This is a genomic window from Ruegeria sp. CDSA236 (assembly GCF_059611285.1).
Genome location: NZ_JBXWPG010000006.1, coordinates 225,350 through 242,014, shown reverse-complemented (window position 1 = coordinate 242,014; position 16,665 = coordinate 225,350). Strand labels below are relative to the sequence as shown.

The window sequence follows — 16,665 nt, the reverse complement described above, 5'->3', positions numbered from 1 at the left end:
CAGGGGCTAATATGGGACTATTCATTCTAAAGCGTGTCGGCATCATGCTCATCACAGCTTTGTGCCTGACATTCTTGGTCTTCTTCCTCACCAACCTGTATCCAAACCTCGAAAAGCTTGCGAAAACGCAGGGCAATTTTCGGATGTCCGACGAACAGGTTGAAAGCTATCTTCTGAAAAACGGGTATCTGCAGCCGACGCCGATCAAATACGGCGAGTGGTTGGGCGTGCTGCCATCCTATCGGCACACCAACGAAGACGGCAGCGTACAAGGAAGATGTATCCTGCCCGGTGAAACCGCAGAAAGCTCGCCAAGCTTCTGTGGCATCCTGCAGGGATACTGGGGATACTCGTCCGTTTTCAAAGAGGAAGTTTCGAAAGTTGTTGGCACCCGGTTGGCTCTGACCGGTCGGTTGATGCTTTGGGTTATGTTGCTGATGGTCCCTTCGGCGCTGATCCTTGGGGTGCTTGCGGGTATGAAAGAAGGATCGGCCACCGACCGGACCCTTTCAACATTCGCCATCACGACGACAGCGACCCCGGAATATGTCTCGGGCGTGATCTTTATCGCGATCTTCACTTCGTCCGCCGTTGGCCTGAAATGGTTCAAAGGCACCGCGACACAGGCGATGGAGAACCCAACCTTTGAAAACTTCTTCCTACCGGTACTGACTATTGCTCTCTACGGGATGGGCTATATCGCTCGTATGACCCGCGCCTCGATGACCGAGGTGATGACGGCGCAATATATCCGTACCGCGCGGCTCAAAGGTGTTTCCTTCCCGAATATCGTTATGAAGCACGCGCTGCGAAACGCGCTGATCGCACCGTTCACAGTCATCATGCTGCAGTTTCCCTGGCTGCTGAACGGCGTGGTGATCGTCGAGACCCTGTTTAACTATAAAGGTTTCGGCTGGGCGCTGGTTCAGGCAGCAGGCAATAACGACATCCAGCTTCTGCTGGCGATTTCGGTAGTGTCGGTCTTTGTGGTGCTAGTAACGCAGCTGATCTCGGATATCGGCTATGTCTACCTCAACCCACGCATCCGAATTTCGTAAGGAGGGACAGAACATGGAACCACTTACCTGGACCGGCTCTATCGCCATTCTGAACCCCTTGCTGATGATCGCATTGGTTGCACTAGGGGTATCAATCATCGTCTGGATCTTGGGCAGCATCGTGTTGCCCGAAACGCCGGTCGTCGTGAATATCGACGGCACAATCAATGCAGATACCGGCCTGCGCGGCCTTACGCAGATCGCGCTGAGATACAGCTTTTTCGCCTGCGTTGCACTGTGTCTGGCCTATGTAGTGCTTGGCATTTTGATGGGGACAAGCGCCGGGATTATCGGAGCGATCTCTCGGCAGTTTTTACCTGTCTGGATGTCGCTGATCATCCTGTTTGCAATGTCGATCGCCTTCAAGCGCAAGCTGGGCCTTTACGGCAAACTGTTTGACAGCCCCATCGGCATGATCGGTTTTGGCCTTGTGATGTTCTGGGTCTTTACCGGCATTTTTGGTGCGTTGGACCTGATCGTCACGCATGATCCGCTGGCGCAAGTTTCAGGTATGAAGAACAAGTTGCCCGGAACTCCAATGCCCAGCACTGAGGACGGAACATATTCCTGGTATCTACTGGGTGGGGACAATCTGGCCCGCGATGTGTTCAGCCGGATGGTCAAAGGGGCATGGATCGTGGTGCAGATCGCACCGATGGCAACCATATTTGCCTTCATGGTCGGGATTACTCTGGGCCTGCCTGCGGGGTTTTATGGCGGACGTCTGGACACGTTCCTGTCCTTCCTGGCAAACCTGATCCTGGCCTTCCCGGTAATCCTGCTGTTCTATCTGCTGGTCACGCCCGAGATCGTGGCAACCGGTGTGCCAAACTATATGGCAGCTGTGTTGTTCGTCTTTCCGATCCTGTTTCTTTGCGTCCTGCTGAATTCGCGGTTCTATACGCGGCCCAATTTCCGCACACCTCTGCTGATCGGAGTGTTGGGCATCGCGATGTGGCTCTATCTATCTCTGATTTCAACAGACGGCTACATCATCGAAACCAACAGCTACAACATCTGGGGACTGCCCACCTATCTGGACCTGTTCAATATCCCTGGCGGCATTCTGGTCGTGTTCGTTTCGGTGGTTTTCGTAAACTCACCCACGGTATTCCGTATCGTGCGTGGCCTGGCGTTGGACATCAAAACCCGCGATTATGTTGCCGCAGCGCAAACCCGTGGTGAAGGTCCATGGTACATCATGCTTTGGGAAATCCTGCCCAATGCGCGCGGGCCGCTGATCGTCGATTTCTGTCTGCGCATTGGCTATACGACCATCCTTTTGGGAACCTTGGGATTCTTTGGCCTCGGGCTACCACCCGAAAGTCCCGATTGGGGGTCGACGATCAATGAAGGGCGCAAGCTCTTGTCGATCTATCTGCACCCTGCCCTGCCACCTGCGCTGGCGCTGTTGACACTGGTTCTTGGGTTGAACCTGTTGGCTGATGGCCTGCGCGAAGAAAGTCTGAAGGACTGATGTATGAGCGGCCGGGGGCCCTGCCCCCGGACCCCCGAGGTATTTTTGGCCAGATGAAGGGAATCCCCGGGATCTGGTGAGGAGCAACACAGATGACCAAACTTGCGTCCTATGAGGGCCCGATATTGGAGATCGACAAGCTGTCGATTTCGTTTTTCACGCGGTTGCGCGAGATCCCTGCAGTGATGGATTTTTCGGTCAGCGTGCAGCCTGGTGAAGCTGTGGGGCTGGTTGGGGAATCGGGGTGCGGGAAATCCACCGTTGCGTTGGGCGTCATGCAGGATCTGGGCAAGAACGGGCGTGTTGTTGGCGGATCCATCAAGTTCAAGGGTCGTGACCTATCCGAGATGACGGCCGAGGAGCTGCGCGATATTCGCGGCAATGAAATAGCCATGATCTATCAGGAACCTATGGCCAGCCTGAACCCCGCGATGAAGATCGGTCGGCAGCTGATGGAAGTACCGATGATCCACGAGGGCGTCAGCAAGGACGAGGCCTATGCCCGTGCGCTGGAAGTGGTCACCGATGTACGCCTGCCCGACCCTGAACGGATGCTGAATTCTTTCCCCCACCAGCTGTCGGGAGGCCAGCAACAGCGCATCGTGATCGCGATGGCGCTGATGTCCAAGCCATCGTTGCTGATCCTGGACGAGCCCACCACCGCGCTTGACGTGACCGTCGAGGCCGCGGTGGTCGAGCTGGTCAAGGATCTGGGCAAGAAATACGGCACCTCTATGCTGTTCATCAGCCACAATCTGGGGCTGGTGCTGGAAACCTGCGACCGGCTGTGCGTGATGTATTCCGGCGAAGCGGTCGAGCGCGGCTCGATCAAGGATGTGTTCGACGAAATGCAGCACCCCTATACGCAGGCGCTCTTCCGGTCGATTCCACTGCCGGGTGCGGACAAGAACGCGCGCCCGCTGGTGGCCATTCCGGGCAATTTCCCCCTGCCCCATGAGCGCCCTCCGGGCTGCAACTTTGGCCCACGCTGCGACTATTTCGAGGAAGGTCGCTGTGACGCGCAGAACATTCTGATGGAGGCCGTGCCAGGCAATGACCGGCATCATACCCGCTGTCTGAAATTTCAGGAGATCGACTGGAACGCGCCCATCACCCTGGCCGAGCAAAAGGAAAAAGGTGAGATTGGCCGCGTTGTTCTGAAGATGGAAAATCTCAAGAAATACTATGAGGTTGCGGCAAATGCACTGTTCGGCGGCGGCGAAGCGAAGGTAGTCAAAGCCAACGAAACTCTGAGCTTTGAGGCGCATGAATCCGAGACACTCGCCATTGTGGGCGAATCCGGCTGCGGCAAATCCACCTTTGCCAAAGTTCTTATGGGGTTGGAGACGGCCACGGACGGGCAGATCCTGCTGGACAACCGCAATATCGATGACGTGCCCATCGAAGAGCGCGACGCCAAGACGGTGGGCGAGGTTCAGATGGTGTTCCAGAATCCATTCGACACATTGAATCCTTCGATGACCGTGGGCCGTCAGATCATCCGCGCTCTGGAAATCTTTGGCGTCGGTAAGTCCGAGGCCGAGCGCAAGAAGCGGATGCTCGAACTGTTGGACTTGGTGAAACTGCCCCGCGCCTTTGCCGAGCGGATGCCGCGACAGCTTTCGGGTGGTCAGAAACAGCGTGTCGGCATCGCCCGCGCCTTTGCCGGGGATGCACGGATCGTGGTGGCGGATGAGCCGGTCTCGGCGCTGGATGTATCGGTGCAGGCGGCGGTAACCGACCTGCTGATGGAGATCCAACGCGAGCACAAAACCACACTGCTGTTCATCAGCCACGACCTGTCGATCGTACGCTATCTCAGCGACCGGGTGATGGTGATGTATCTGGGCCATGTGGTCGAACTAGGCACCACTGATCAGGTGTTTGCGCCGCCCTATCATCCCTATACAGAAGCCCTGCTGAGCGCGGTCCCCATCGCCGATACATCGGTCGAGAAGCAGCACATCGTCTTGGAAGGCGACATCCCATCAGCGATGAACCCGCCTCCTGGCTGTCCGTTTCAGACCCGCTGTCGCTGGAAATCCGAAGTCCCCAACGGTCTTTGCGAAAGAGATGTCCCACCCGTGAAAACCCTGGCAGACGGTCATCAGGTCAAATGCCATCTGGCAGACGACATCCTGGCACGTATGGAACCCGTCATAAAAATCGCCGCTGAGTAATGGGATTGGGTACGCAACAAGGGCGTCGGTGAGGTGGTTCCGGCACCCTAGTTAAGCGACACGACCGCAAGCAGCCTGTCACTGAACGCGCTGATTTGGCCAAGCCGCATCACCTGTTGATCCGGCAATTCATCGGGCGGCCTAACCGCCCCAAATCACCTTCACGTAATTCTGGGTTTCCTTGTAGGGTGGTACGCCACCGTGTTTTTCAACAGCCTGAGGTCCGGCATTATAGGCGGCCAGCGCAAGCCGCCAGGATTTGAACTTGCGGTATTGCCAGGACAGATACCGGGCCCCACCTTCAAGATTCTGTTTCGGGTCGCGCGGGTTCACGCCCAATAATTGCGCGGTCCCGGGCATCAACTGGGCCAGACCCAACGCGCCTTTATGTGACACGGCATGCGGATTCCATCCACTTTCCTGCTGAACAAGGCGCAGGAACAGCTCTTCGGGAACATCGTGTTTACGAGCCGCTTGCCGCGCCATCGTCAGGTACTCACCCCGATAGTTGCCGGAATATCGTTTACTGAATTGTGGTTGAGGCGTCTTAGGTTTCAACCGATCTGAATCGCGGTACTGGGTGGCCGCACGGCCGTCCAAATATTTGGATTGCTTCAGAAAGATGTCCTTACGGCTTTTGGTAGACAGCGTATCCGCCGCAGCGAGTCCACAGGTCAACGCAAAGCAAAGAACCGATAAAAAACCAAATCTGAAACGCATTAATGCCTGTCCCGCACTGTCACGAACCCGAGTGAGTATATGTATTTCAGCCAATAATGAAAGCATGGTAAATTTTCTCTGTGCAAACTCCCGACCAGTTCATTTCTCATGATCCATGTTCCAACCATGGTTCAGGGCGTATAGGGTCTCAGAAATACACAGCGCCAGATTCGGGCGCACTCAAGTCAGTTAAGAACGGGGAAATACATGGCGGGTTCTGTCAACAAGGTCATTCTGGTAGGAAATCTGGGGCGCGATCCCGAGGTACGGTCGTTCCAGAACGGTGGCAAGGTTTGCAATCTGCGCATCGCCACTTCCGAGACCTGGAAAGACCGCAACACCGGCGAACGCCGCGAGCGGACAGAATGGCACTCGGTCGCGATTTTTTCAGAACCATTGGCCCGCATTGCCGAGCAATATCTGCGCAAGGGCAGCAAAGTTTATATCGAAGGTCAGCTGGAAACCCGCAAGTGGCAGGATCAGTCCGGTCAGGACCGCTATAGCACTGAGGTGGTTTTGCGCCCCTATCGCGGCGAGCTGACTTTGCTGGATGCGCGTGGAGAAGGCGGCGGCGGTGGCGGTGGTCAATCCGGCGGTTACGGTGGCGGCCAGGCAGGTGGTGGCTATGGTGACCCCTATGGCGGACAATCCAGCGCCCCGGCACCCGCATCTGGTGGAATAGACGACGACGAGATTCCGTTCTAGGCACACCGGAGACACATCATGACATGGTCCTTCTCGCTCGGCCGACTATTGGGGTCGGAACTGAAGGTCCATGTCACTTTTTTCCTCTTGTTGGCATGGGTTGGATTCGCTGCCTATTCTACCGGAGGGATGCAGGCCGCGATCGGGAACCTGATTTTCGTGCTTGCCCTTTTTGCATGTGTGGTCGCGCATGAGTTTGGTCATGCGCTGATGGCGCGGCGCTATGGCATAAAAACTCCGGACATTACTTTATTGCCGATCGGCGGTCTTGCCCGATTGGAACGGATGCCAGAGAACCCCATGCAAGAGGTATCGGTGGCTTTGGCCGGTCCTGCGGTAAACGTCGTCATCTGGATCACCCTCGTCTTTTTGGGCGCAGGAATGCCATTTGAAACACTCGCCAATATTGATTCACCCGAGACCGGGCTTTTGAACCGCCTCGCCTATGTGAACCTTCTTCTGGCTGCCTTTAATCTCATCCCCGCATTCCCGATGGATGGTGGACGCGTTTTTCGCGCACTGCTCTGCCTGAGGATGGATCGGGTCAAGGCCACGCGCATTGCCGCATTTGCCGGTCAGATAGTGGCGGTAGGATTGGGGTTTCTGGGGCTAAGCACAGGCAATCCGTTGTTGGTTCTGATCGCGGTTTTTGTATTCGTTGCCGCCAATGCAGAAAGCCAGGACGTCGCAATGCGATCAGTGGCGCGTCAGGTTCTGGCCCGCGACGCCATGATCACCGAGTTTCACGCCCTATCGCCAACCGACACGCTTGCGACCGCCGCTCAAGCAGTTATTCACACCACTCAGCATGAATTTCCATTGCTGGATGCAACAGGGAAACTGCAGGGCTTTGTCACGCGCGACCGGCTGTTTGCTGCTCTCGCCAAAGATATTCCCCGGTCAGAATTGGCCAGTTCAATCATGGTTGAGGATATCCCGACAGTGACCCTGAGCAGCGGGTTGGAAGCGGTTCTGAAACAGTTCCACGGGGGTGCCCCCGCAGTTGCCGTCTGCACGCGGTCAGATCAAATGGTCGGCTATATTACCCGTGAAAATATTGGCGAGTTAATGATCATTCGCGGGCGTTGATCAACCCAGCGCGTCCTTGAGGACACTCAAAACCGCATCCCGCGGAACATCCGACGTGACAAATGCCTGCCCGATGCCTCGGGCCAGAATGAAACGCAGTTGGCCATCGATAACCTTCTTGTCTTGCGCCATCAGCTCGACCAGCGCTTCGGCGTCGGGCAAATCCCCGTGGATATCGGAAATGTCGGTTTTCATGCCCATCGCACGCAGATGTGCCCGAACCCGGCTTGGGTCCTCTTGCGAACATAATCCAAGTCGCGCCGACAGTTCGAATGCCAGTGCGCATCCAATCGCAACGCCTTCTCCATGCAGCAAACGATCAGAATACCCGGTAGCAGCCTCAAGCGCATGACAGAACGTATGCCCGAGATTCAGCAGGGCGCGATCCCCTTGCTCGGTCTCATCACGAGCGACGATGTCGGCTTTCATCTGAACGGATCGGGTGACGGCCCGAACCCGCGCGGCCATATCCCCGCCCGAGACATCGGGGCCATGGCCCTCGAGCCATTCAAAGAATGCCGCATCCCCCAACAGCCCGTATTTTACGACCTCACCATAACCGGACAGGAAATCCCTGTCGGTCATTGTGCCCAGAACCGAAGTATCCGCCAGCACCAGTGAGGGTTGATGAAATGCGCCAATCAGGTTCTTGCCCTGCGGTGCGTTGATCCCGGTTTTGCCGCCGACCGAACTGTCGACCTGCGCAAGCAGCGAAGTTGGTATCTGAACAAACCGTACGCCCCGGCGCAAAACGGCCGCGGCAAATCCGGCGAGATCACCTATAACCCCACCTCCGAACGCAACCACCACGTCACGCCGCTCGATTTTCTCGGCCAACAGCCATTCGACCGCACGCTCAAAATGCGGCCAGCTTTTGGTCGCTTCGCCCGCGGGCAGCGCCAATGCGGACATTTCGATCCCTGCGCTTGCCAACCCATCCCGCAACGCGTCAAGATGCAGGCTCGCCACGTTTTCATCGGTTAGAACCGCTACTTTGGGTCGCGGCAGCAAAGGCGCTATGCGCTGACCGGCCTGCGTAAGCAGATCGGGGCCGATCTCGACATCATAGGACCGATCCCCAAGCTCAACATGTACGGTTTGGTGCATCTAATTCCGTTCCAAAACATCAGGTCGCGTCATCAGAGCTTTGACGACACGCTCTACCATATCTTCAATCGAGACATCCCCGTCGGACGAAACCGCCAGATCGGCGCGTTCATAGATCGGAACACGCTGATCGTACAATGCACGAAGGGTCGCAAACGGGTTTTCGGTGCGCAAAAGCGGGCGCGTATCCTTGTGACGAACGCGGTTCCACAACACACCCAAATCGGCGCGCAACCAAACGGACACCCCGCGTTGAGTGATCATGTCGCGGTTTTGTTCGGTCATAAAGGCACCGCCGCCGGTAGAAAGGATACCTTTTTCCTCGACCAAAAGCCGCCCGATGACCTGGCTTTCCTTGCTGCGAAAAAAGGCTTCGCCATCACGCTCGAATATCTCGGGGATGGTCATGTTGGCCGCTGATTCGATTTCGGCATCGCTATCGAGGAAAGGAACCCGTAACCGAGCGGCCAAAGCGCGGCCTACGGCGGTCTTTCCGGCCCCCATCATACCTACAAGCACCACTGTTTTGTGCAGTGTATAGTCCGAAACGGCAGATGCCGCATGGGTGTTATGCTTAATTTCGCTCATTTCATCGTGAATGACGTGATCTTAGGAAAAATGCCAGTTATAACTTGGTCAAAAGAGAAAATTGAGGCAGCGTTTGACCATGGGCCGTCTGATCAAGTTCCTGATATATCTGATTTGCCTGTGTTTCATCGGGCTGGTGGGATATGTCTACCTGGGTGAGTTTTTTGGTGCAGATTTCTCTGCGCCGCAAAGCGAGGTCAGGGAGCCGGTAATACTGAATGTCGAATAAAGTGGCGGTGGTTGCACTGTTTCTTGCAGGAACAGCGCAGGCGCAGCAGGAACCCCTTTCTGTTATTGAATGGCTGGCCAATCCTCCGGAAAACCTTCCGGGGACGGTTTTGCTTGAGCCACCCGTGGCGCAGCCCGGCGGTCAGCCCGATGTTCTTGTGACCCCGCTTCAGGCATTGTCACAACCCCTGGGCCTGGTTGCTTCGACTGTCACAGGATTGCCTGTCGACATGTGGCAGAACAGCGATCCCCAACGCTTGTCCGAACTGATCGAAAGCGTCCCGGTCAAGTACAACCCTGCAATGCAGCGTTTGCTGTTCACGTTGCTTTTAACCGAAGCTCGGGCACCGACGTCCAGTAAAGGGGAAGAGATTTTGCTTTTGGCGCGGCTCGACCGCCTCATGCATCTTGGCGCTGCGGACCCCACGCAATCATTGGTACAGCTGGCAGGCCCGACGAACAGTCTTGACCGGTTTCAACGCTGGTTCGACGCCACCCTTCTGACCGGGGATGAAGATCGCAGTTGCACGGCGCTGATTGCTCAGCCGCATTTGTCACGGGACTATGCCGCTCAGATTTTCTGCAAGGCCCGGCGTGGGGATTGGGACTCGGCCGCTCTCACGCTTGAGGCAGCCCATGCCCTACAGGTTCTGGCACCACAAGAGCTGGAGGTTCTGGACAGGTTTCTAAGCCCCGAACTGTACGAAGATGCCGAGTATCTGCCGCAACCGGACGACCCGTCGCCCCTGATGTTCCGCTTGTTCGAAGCTATTGGCGAACGTTTGCCCTCGGCTGCTTTGCCTCGCGTCTTCGCAAATGCGGATCTGCGGGATGTTGCGGGCTGGAAGGCTCAGGTCGAAGCCGCAGAACGGTTGACCCGCGTTGGGGCGCTTACGCCAAATCAACTGCTGGGGCTCTATACAGAACGGTCTCCGGCTGCGTCTGGAGCCGTATGGGACCGGGTATCGTCGATACAGCGGTTCGAAAAAGCACTGGATTCTGGCAATTCGGCAAAGATCGCCAAAGCTCTGCCGGTGGTTTGGAACCAGATGCGCAATATCGGTCTGGAAGTGCCATTCGCTGAACTTTTCGCCGGGCGCCTCTCTCAGGTCAAACTACAGAAACCCGCGGCCGAGGATCTGCGGTGGCGCATTCTGTTGCTGTCAGATCTATATGAAACAGCGGCGTTGTCGGCTCCGGACAATTCTGAAGAAAGTCAGTTTCTGGCTGCGCTGGCTCAGGGTGATCCGGGGCGCGCGCCCTCCCCTTCGCCGCTGGCGGATGCCATCGCAGAGGGGTTTGCATGGGCGGCGCCGGTGCCAACCGATATCAGCAACATGCTGGACGAAGGCCGCCTCGGTGAGGCGCTTCTGGAGACGATGGTCCTGTTTGCCCATGGATCGCGGGGAAATCTGGTCGACCTGACAGCAGCCACGGCAACCCTGCGCCGGGTCGGTCTAGAAGATACCGCGCGCCGCGCCGCGCTGAACCTGCTGATCCTGCAGGGCAAGTGATCATGACGTCTCCGGGCTCTGACGAAATCTGGATTTCGACCTTTCTGGAAGCACAGGCCGCCGAGTTAGGCGCTGCCCAAAATACGCTTGTTGCCTATGGCCGCGATCTCAAGGATTTTGCGGCCTGGCTGCGGCGCCGGAAAATTGGGTTTGCCGAGGCCGACGCCAAGCAGGTTGAGGATTACCTGATCAGTTGCGACGCACAGGGATTGGCTCAATCCACCCGCGCCCGCCGTTTGTCTGCCATAAAACAGATTTATCGGTTCGCATTCGAGGAAGGCTGGCGTTCGACAAACCCCGCGATCAAGATCAAAGGCCCAGGACGGCCAAAGCGGCTGCCGAAAACTCTGGATGTATCCGAGGTGGACCGGTTATTGGTTGCTGCGCGCGAAAGCGGGCGAAACGACATCGAAAAGCTGCGCAATACCTGCCTGATGGAAATCCTGTATGCCACCGGGATGCGTGTCACTGAACTGGTATCGTTGCCGGTGTCATCGGCGCGCGGCGATCCAAGGATGCTCTTGGTATTGGGAAAAGGCGGCAAAGAGCGGATGGTTCCACTGTCCCCTCCGGCTCGACAGGCGCTTTCGGCATGGTTGGCGGCTCGGGATGAGACTGAGGAAAAGCGTGTTACAAAGGGTGGGCAGAGTTCCCGATTTCTTTTTCCCTCACGTGGCAAGGCCGGGCATCTGACTCGGCATATGTTCTATCATCTGATCAAGGAACTGGCGGTTCACGGTGGGGTCTCGCCCAAAAAGGTTACACCGCACACCTTGCGTCACGCTTTTGCGACACATCTTCTTGCCAACGGTGCCGATTTGCGATCGATCCAAACATTGCTTGGTCACGCGGATGTGGCGACCACAGAAATCTATACTCATGTCCTGGAAGAACGGCTGGCTGAGCTGGTGTTGCAGCATCACCCATTAGCTAAAGATCCAGTTGAAAAGGGCTAACTCCTTGATCCAGTCAAGCCGCGCCCCCATAACAGACGCAGAAACACAAGCAGCTAAGGACCGATGGAACCCTCAACTTCTCTGATCGACGGCACATTCTGGCTTACGTCCGGTGCCATATTGCTATTGCTCTTCTTATCGGGGTTTTTCTCGGGTTCTGAAACGGCTCTGACGGCCTCGTCACGCGGCAAGCTGCGGGCGCAGGCGGACAAAGGGTCGCGCGGGGCGCAGAAGGCTCTGGACATCACCGACGATAACGAACGGCTGATCGGATCGGTTTTGCTGGGCAACAACCTGGTCAACATTCTTGCGGCCTCGTTGGCCACAGCGATGTTCACGCGCCTCTTTGGCGAAAGCGGCGTAGCATTGGCAACCCTGGTCATGACCTTGCTGGTTCTGATCTTTGCTGAAGTTTTGCCCAAGACCTATGCCATAACCAATTCGGAAAAAGCGGCATCCGCCGTTGCTCCGATCATCAGCGTGGTTGTCACCTTATTCTCACCGGTCGTTTCGGCCGTACGCCTATTGGTACGGGGAGTTTTACGCCTGTTCGGTGTACAGATCGACCCGGACAGCAACATTCTGGCCGTGCGCGACGAAATCGTTGGGGCCCTGCATCTGGGCCATTCCGAAGGCGTGGTCGAGAAGGAAGACCGTGACCGTATTCTGGGCGCCTTGGATCTGGGTGAACGTGCGGTTGAAGAGATCATGCTCCATCGTTCGAATATCGAGATGGTTGATGCGGATGACGCTCCCGAGGCGATCCTGAAACAATGCCTTGAAAGCCCCCATACACGCCTGCCTGTCTTTAGGGACGAACCAGAAAACATCGTTGGGGTTGTTCACGCCAAAGACCTGTTCCGCGCTATGTATGCTCATGCAGGAAGCAGCGAACGTGAAAACAACCGACTGAAAGAGTTCGATGTCTCAAAGGTAGCGAACGCCCCTTATTTTGTGCCTGAAACGACCACTCTGGACGATCAGATGCGGGAATTCCTGCGGATGCATAGCCATTTTGCGCTGGTGGTCGACGAATATGGTTCACTCAGGGGTCTAATCACGCTTGAAGATATCCTCGAAGAAATCGTCGGCGAGATTGCTGATGAGTTTGACATTGATGAGGACGTCCCGGTAACGCGAACCGAAGACGGCCAGTACCTTGTTGAAGGCGCCATGACGATCCGCGATGTAAACCGCGCGATGGAATGGTCTTTGCCCGACGAAGAGGCCAATACCGTGGCCGGTCTGGTCATCCACGAAGCGCAGATGATCCCGATCACGGGTCAGGTATTCTCGTTCCACGGTTTCAGATTCGAAGTCGTCGCGCGCGAAGGCAACAGGATCACAGAGCTGAAGATCCGTCCCCTCTGATCCTCTCGCTGCGACAGCCTTTGTCGTGAACGGAACAGTATCCCTGGTTCTGCGATTGCAGGCTTTGACTATATCGCAAGGGGAGTCCGTGACGTGAAGACAACAACTCAGGTAGCTGTAATCGGTGGCGGCGTTGTCGGGTGTTCGGTTCTTTATCACCTGACCAAGCTGGGCTGGTCGGATGTGATGCTGCTGGAGCGGTCCGAATTGACCAGTGGCTCGACCTGGCACGCGGCGGGTGGTTTCCACACGTTGAACGGCGACACCAATATGGCCGCACTGCAAGGCTATACGATCCGGCTGTATAAAGAGCTGGAAGAGATCACCGGCATGTCCTGTGGCCTGCACCACGTTGGCGGCATAACGTTGGCCGACGACCGCGACCGGTTTGACATGCTCCTGGCCGAACGTGCCAAGCACCGCTTTATGGGGTTAGAGACCGAAATCGTAGGCCCTGAAGAGATAAGGAAAATCGCACCGATCACCAATACCGACGACATCATCGGCGCGCTCTATGATCCGCTGGACGGGCATCTTGATCCGTCCGGAACCACCCATGCCTATGCCAAAGCGGCGCGGATGGGCGGCGCAACAATCGAAACCCATTGCATGGTGCACGAAACAAATCAGCGCGCCGATGGCACCTGGGATGTGGTCACCAACAAGGGCACGATTCATGCTGAACATGTGGTCAACGCTGGTGGGCTCTGGGCGCGCGAGGTTGGCGCCATGGCCGGTGTCTATTTCCCGCTGCATCCGATGGAACATCAGTACCTGGTCACCGACTCGATCCCCCAAATTGAGGCAATTATCGACGCAGGTGGCGAACATCCCCATGTCATGGATCCCGCCGGCGAAAGCTATCTGCGGCAAGAGGGACGCGGTCTGTGCATCGGCTTTTATGAACAAACCTGCAGGCCCTGGGCTGTCGACGGCACCCCGTGGGATTTCGGTCACGAGCTTCTTCCCGATGATTTCGACAAGATCACCGATAGTATTGAATTCGCTTATCGCCGCTTTCCTGTTCTGGCCGAGGCTGGTGTGAAATCGGTGATCCACGGGCCGTTTACCTTTGCACCGGACGGCAATCCTCTGGTCGGGCCGGTTCCGGGGTTGCGCAACTATTGGTCGGCCTGCGGCGTGATGGCCGGGTTCAGCCAGGGCGGCGGCGTTGGTCTGACACTGGCGCAATGGATGATTGAGGGTGAGCCAGAGCGCGACGTCTTTGCGATGGACGTGGCGCGGTTCGGGGATTGGATCAGCCCGGGCTATACCCGTCCAAAGGTCATCGAGAACTATCAGAAACGGTTCAGCGTCTCTTATCCGAACGAGGAATTGCCGGCAGCCCGCCCAGCCCGCACAACGCCGATGTATGATATCTTTACCGATCTTGGTGCTGTGTGGGGTCAGCAATACGGGCTTGAGGTGCCCAATTACTTCGCCCAGGGGGATGAACCAGGCTATGAAACGCCCTCGTTCCGCCGATCCAACGCATTCGATGCCACCGGGCGCGAGGTTCGGGCCGTGCGATCAAGTGTTGGCATCAACGAAGTGCACAATTTTGGTAAATACCGCATTGTTGGACCTGCTGCCCGTGATTGGCTGGATCGGATCATGGCGGGCCGAATCCCGAAACCGGGCCGCGTGTCGCTAACCCCGATGCTATCACCAAAGGGCAAGCTGATCGGTGATTTTACCGTTTCCTGTCTTGATGAGACCGAGTTCCGCCTGACCGCCTCCTACGGCTCTCAGGCGTTTCACATGCGCTGGTTCCTGCGAAATGCGCAGAATGGCGTGACTGTCGAAAACACCAGCGATCGGCAGAACGGGTTCCAGATCGCCGGCCCAAAAGCCACGCAGGTTTTGGCGGCCTGCACCCGTGATGACCTGAGCGGATTTCGGTTCCTCGATCTGCGCCGCATGACCGTTGGGATGACCGACTGTATCGTCCAGCGCGTCAGCTATACCGGCGATTTGGGGTACGAGCTCTACTGCGATCCCATGGCACAAAGGCAGTTGTGGTGGACATTATGGCAGGCCGGGCAAGAACACGGCATCGTCCCCTTTGGTATGCGCGCGATGATGAGCCTGCGACTGGACAAATTCTTTGGCTCCTGGATGCGAGAATTCTCGCCTGATTACACAGCCGCGGAAACCGGTCTGGATCGGTTCATTTCATTCTCTAAGAACGCCGATTTCATTGGCCGCGCAGCTGCCGAGGCGGAACGCACCTCAGGCCCTGCCCGCCGGCTGGTCGCGTTCGAGGTCGATGCCGAGGACGCTGATGTCAACGCGTATGAGCCGATTTGGCTGGACGGAAAAGTCGCCGGGTTCTGCACTTCGGGTGGCTATTCACACTATGCAGGCAAGTCCATTGCCATGGGGTTTCTGCCAACAGACCGCGCTGTGGACGGGCTGGAAGTAAAAATCGAAATACTTGGCCATTTGTGCAAGGCACGTGTGATCTCAGAACCGTTATTCGACGCCGATGGCGCGCGTATGAGGGGATGACACTGCTTTCATACGTCTGCATTGTCGGCGCATGACGCGAATACCCATCATCCTTCTGGCCGCCGGACAATCCCGGCGTATGCGAGGCGCAGATAAGCTGCTGCAAGAGATTGATGGCTGCCCGCTGCTGCTCCGTTCCGCCCAGACAGCACGGGCCGCATCGTCGGTTATTGTTGCCCTGCCGTCCAAACCTCATCCCAGGTACGACGTGTTGCAGGGGCTGGACCTGCATCTGGTCGAAATCGCAGATGCGGAGGAAGGTATGAATGCCAGCTTACGAGGGGCTCTGTCCGCTGTTGGGCCAGAGGCCGAAGCCGTCATGGTTCTGCTAGCTGACCTGCCTGAAATCACTCTGGATGACCTTCAGACGCTGATCAAGGCGACTAAGGCGTATCCGGATAAGCTGATCTGGCGCGGGTCGACCGCGTCAGGACAGCCTGGCCACCCTGTGATTTTCAGCCGTCTCCTGTTTGATCAAATCAGCCGCCTGACCGGAGACGAAGGCGCACAATCAGTGGTTCGGGACCATCGGGACAAGGTCCATCTATGTGTGCTCCCCGGCCAACATGCCGTGCTGGATCTGGACACGCCCGAAGCATGGGATATCTGGACCAAAAATCGCAACAGTTAAAACGAGTACGGCCCGGTCAATGAAGACCGGGCCGGTTACCCAATTAAGGACTACCACTTTTCACTGATCCTGAAAGCGCGTCCAGAACACACTAGGCATTCCGAATATTCCGCAACCGAACCTAAACAAGACCCCCTCGTTAACATGCCGCTCAGCGCTTCCAGAGACTGTGACAAGCCGTTGGCACCCCCTAGTGCCGCCGACTTCCCTTCGCTTGGGCAAGACCATCGTCACCTATCAGATGCTCTCAAACAACGTAAAATTGGCCTAAACTTGCATTTTCTGATGTTTCAGTTTGGTTTTTACGCAACATCTCTCTCAATGCATTTCTACTATAGGTTGTTCGTCCGAGAAAATCTAAAAGCGAGTACACTCCAATTATCACAGACCATATATATAACATGTTCATAATATGATATGTTTCCGGCAAATTCAGCCTATGAGACCAGATCCACTCACAACCAATGGCTGTGTCATAAATCCATCAATTTCTGAGAGCTCGTTTTGTTTATCAAACAGATTTAATTCAA

At 56.4% G+C, this 16,665-nt stretch carries 14 protein-coding genes; 11 read left to right on the top strand and 3 right to left on the bottom strand.

The genetic code is table 11. The annotated features are described in order from the left end of the window. Positions 1 to 11: 11 nt before the first annotated feature. The 3 genes from AC2FLB_RS12235 to AC2FLB_RS12225 all read left to right on the top strand — a co-directional run bounded on the left by AC2FLB_RS12235 (position 12) and on the right by AC2FLB_RS12225 (position 4,715). Positions 12 to 1,058, top strand: a complete 1,047-nt coding sequence (locus AC2FLB_RS12235; RefSeq protein WP_142634237.1) for an ABC transporter permease — start codon at positions 12 to 14, stop codon at positions 1,056 to 1,058. Between the two features lie 13 nt (positions 1,059 to 1,071). Further along, on the top strand, positions 1,072 to 2,535 hold the full coding sequence (locus AC2FLB_RS12230) for an ABC transporter permease (RefSeq protein ID WP_142634239.1): 1,464 nt from the start codon (positions 1,072 to 1,074) through the stop codon (positions 2,533 to 2,535). Positions 2,536 to 2,627: 92 nt separating this feature from the next. Continuing rightward, positions 2,628 to 4,715, top strand: coding sequence for a dipeptide ABC transporter ATP-binding protein (locus AC2FLB_RS12225; protein WP_496709337.1), 2,088 nt, complete (start codon positions 2,628 to 2,630; stop codon positions 4,713 to 4,715). Positions 4,716 to 4,856: 141 nt separating this feature from the next. Here the strand turns inward: AC2FLB_RS12225 and AC2FLB_RS12220 are convergent, their stop codons facing one another. Beyond that, positions 4,857 to 5,435, bottom strand: coding sequence for a lytic transglycosylase domain-containing protein (locus tag AC2FLB_RS12220; protein ID WP_271946701.1), 579 nt, complete (start codon positions 5,433 to 5,435; stop codon positions 4,857 to 4,859). A gap of 207 nt (positions 5,436 to 5,642) precedes the next feature. Between AC2FLB_RS12220 and ssb the strand changes: the two genes are divergently transcribed. Together ssb and AC2FLB_RS12210 are read left to right on the top strand one after the other, a co-directional pair. Continuing rightward, complete coding sequence (gene ssb, locus AC2FLB_RS12215; RefSeq protein WP_142634245.1) at positions 5,643 to 6,140, top strand: single-stranded DNA-binding protein; 498 nt, start codon at positions 5,643 to 5,645, stop codon at positions 6,138 to 6,140. 18 nt (positions 6,141 to 6,158) lie between these two features. Beyond that, the gene (locus tag AC2FLB_RS12210; RefSeq protein WP_496700173.1) at positions 6,159 to 7,229 is read left to right on the top strand and encodes a site-2 protease family protein; all 1,071 of its coding nucleotides are present in this window, start codon (positions 6,159 to 6,161) and stop codon (positions 7,227 to 7,229) included. Here the strand turns inward: AC2FLB_RS12210 and aroB are convergent, their stop codons facing one another. Further along, positions 7,230 to 8,336: a 3-dehydroquinate synthase gene (gene aroB, locus AC2FLB_RS12205; RefSeq protein WP_496700172.1), complete on the bottom strand. Its 1,107-nt coding sequence runs from the start codon at positions 8,334 to 8,336 to the stop codon at positions 7,230 to 7,232. Further along, a complete protein-coding gene (locus tag AC2FLB_RS12200) occupies positions 8,337 to 8,924 on the bottom strand; it encodes a shikimate kinase (RefSeq protein ID WP_281972216.1) in 588 nt (195 codons plus the stop codon). It lies immediately after the preceding gene. A gap of 79 nt (positions 8,925 to 9,003) precedes the next feature. Between AC2FLB_RS12200 and AC2FLB_RS12195 the strand changes: the two genes are divergently transcribed. From AC2FLB_RS12195 to AC2FLB_RS12170, 6 genes are all read left to right on the top strand, one after another. Further along, positions 9,004 to 9,153 (top strand): hypothetical protein, encoded by a 150-nt coding sequence (locus AC2FLB_RS12195; RefSeq protein WP_185956616.1) that lies wholly within the window; start codon positions 9,004 to 9,006, stop codon positions 9,151 to 9,153. Beyond that, complete coding sequence (locus tag AC2FLB_RS12190; RefSeq protein ID WP_496709336.1) at positions 9,143 to 10,666, top strand: hypothetical protein; 1,524 nt, start codon at positions 9,143 to 9,145, stop codon at positions 10,664 to 10,666. The genes AC2FLB_RS12195 and AC2FLB_RS12190 overlap by 11 nt, the downstream gene beginning before the upstream one ends. A 2-nt stretch (positions 10,667 to 10,668) precedes the next feature. Next, positions 10,669 to 11,622, top strand: coding sequence for a site-specific tyrosine recombinase XerD (locus AC2FLB_RS12185; protein ID WP_496709335.1), 954 nt, complete (start codon positions 10,669 to 10,671; stop codon positions 11,620 to 11,622). Between the two features lie 63 nt (positions 11,623 to 11,685). Beyond that, positions 11,686 to 12,993 carry an HlyC/CorC family transporter gene (locus tag AC2FLB_RS12180; RefSeq protein ID WP_142634257.1) on the top strand — a complete coding sequence of 436 codons (1,308 nt, stop codon included), beginning with the start codon at positions 11,686 to 11,688 and terminating at the stop codon, positions 12,991 to 12,993. Positions 12,994 to 13,086: 93 nt separating this feature from the next. Next, on the top strand, positions 13,087 to 15,504 hold the full coding sequence (locus AC2FLB_RS12175) for a GcvT family protein (protein ID WP_496709334.1): 2,418 nt from the start codon (positions 13,087 to 13,089) through the stop codon (positions 15,502 to 15,504). 31 nt (positions 15,505 to 15,535) lie between these two features. Beyond that, positions 15,536 to 16,135 (top strand): nucleotidyltransferase family protein, encoded by a 600-nt coding sequence (locus AC2FLB_RS12170; protein WP_496700819.1) that lies wholly within the window; start codon positions 15,536 to 15,538, stop codon positions 16,133 to 16,135. Positions 16,136 to 16,665 lie beyond the last annotated feature (530 nt).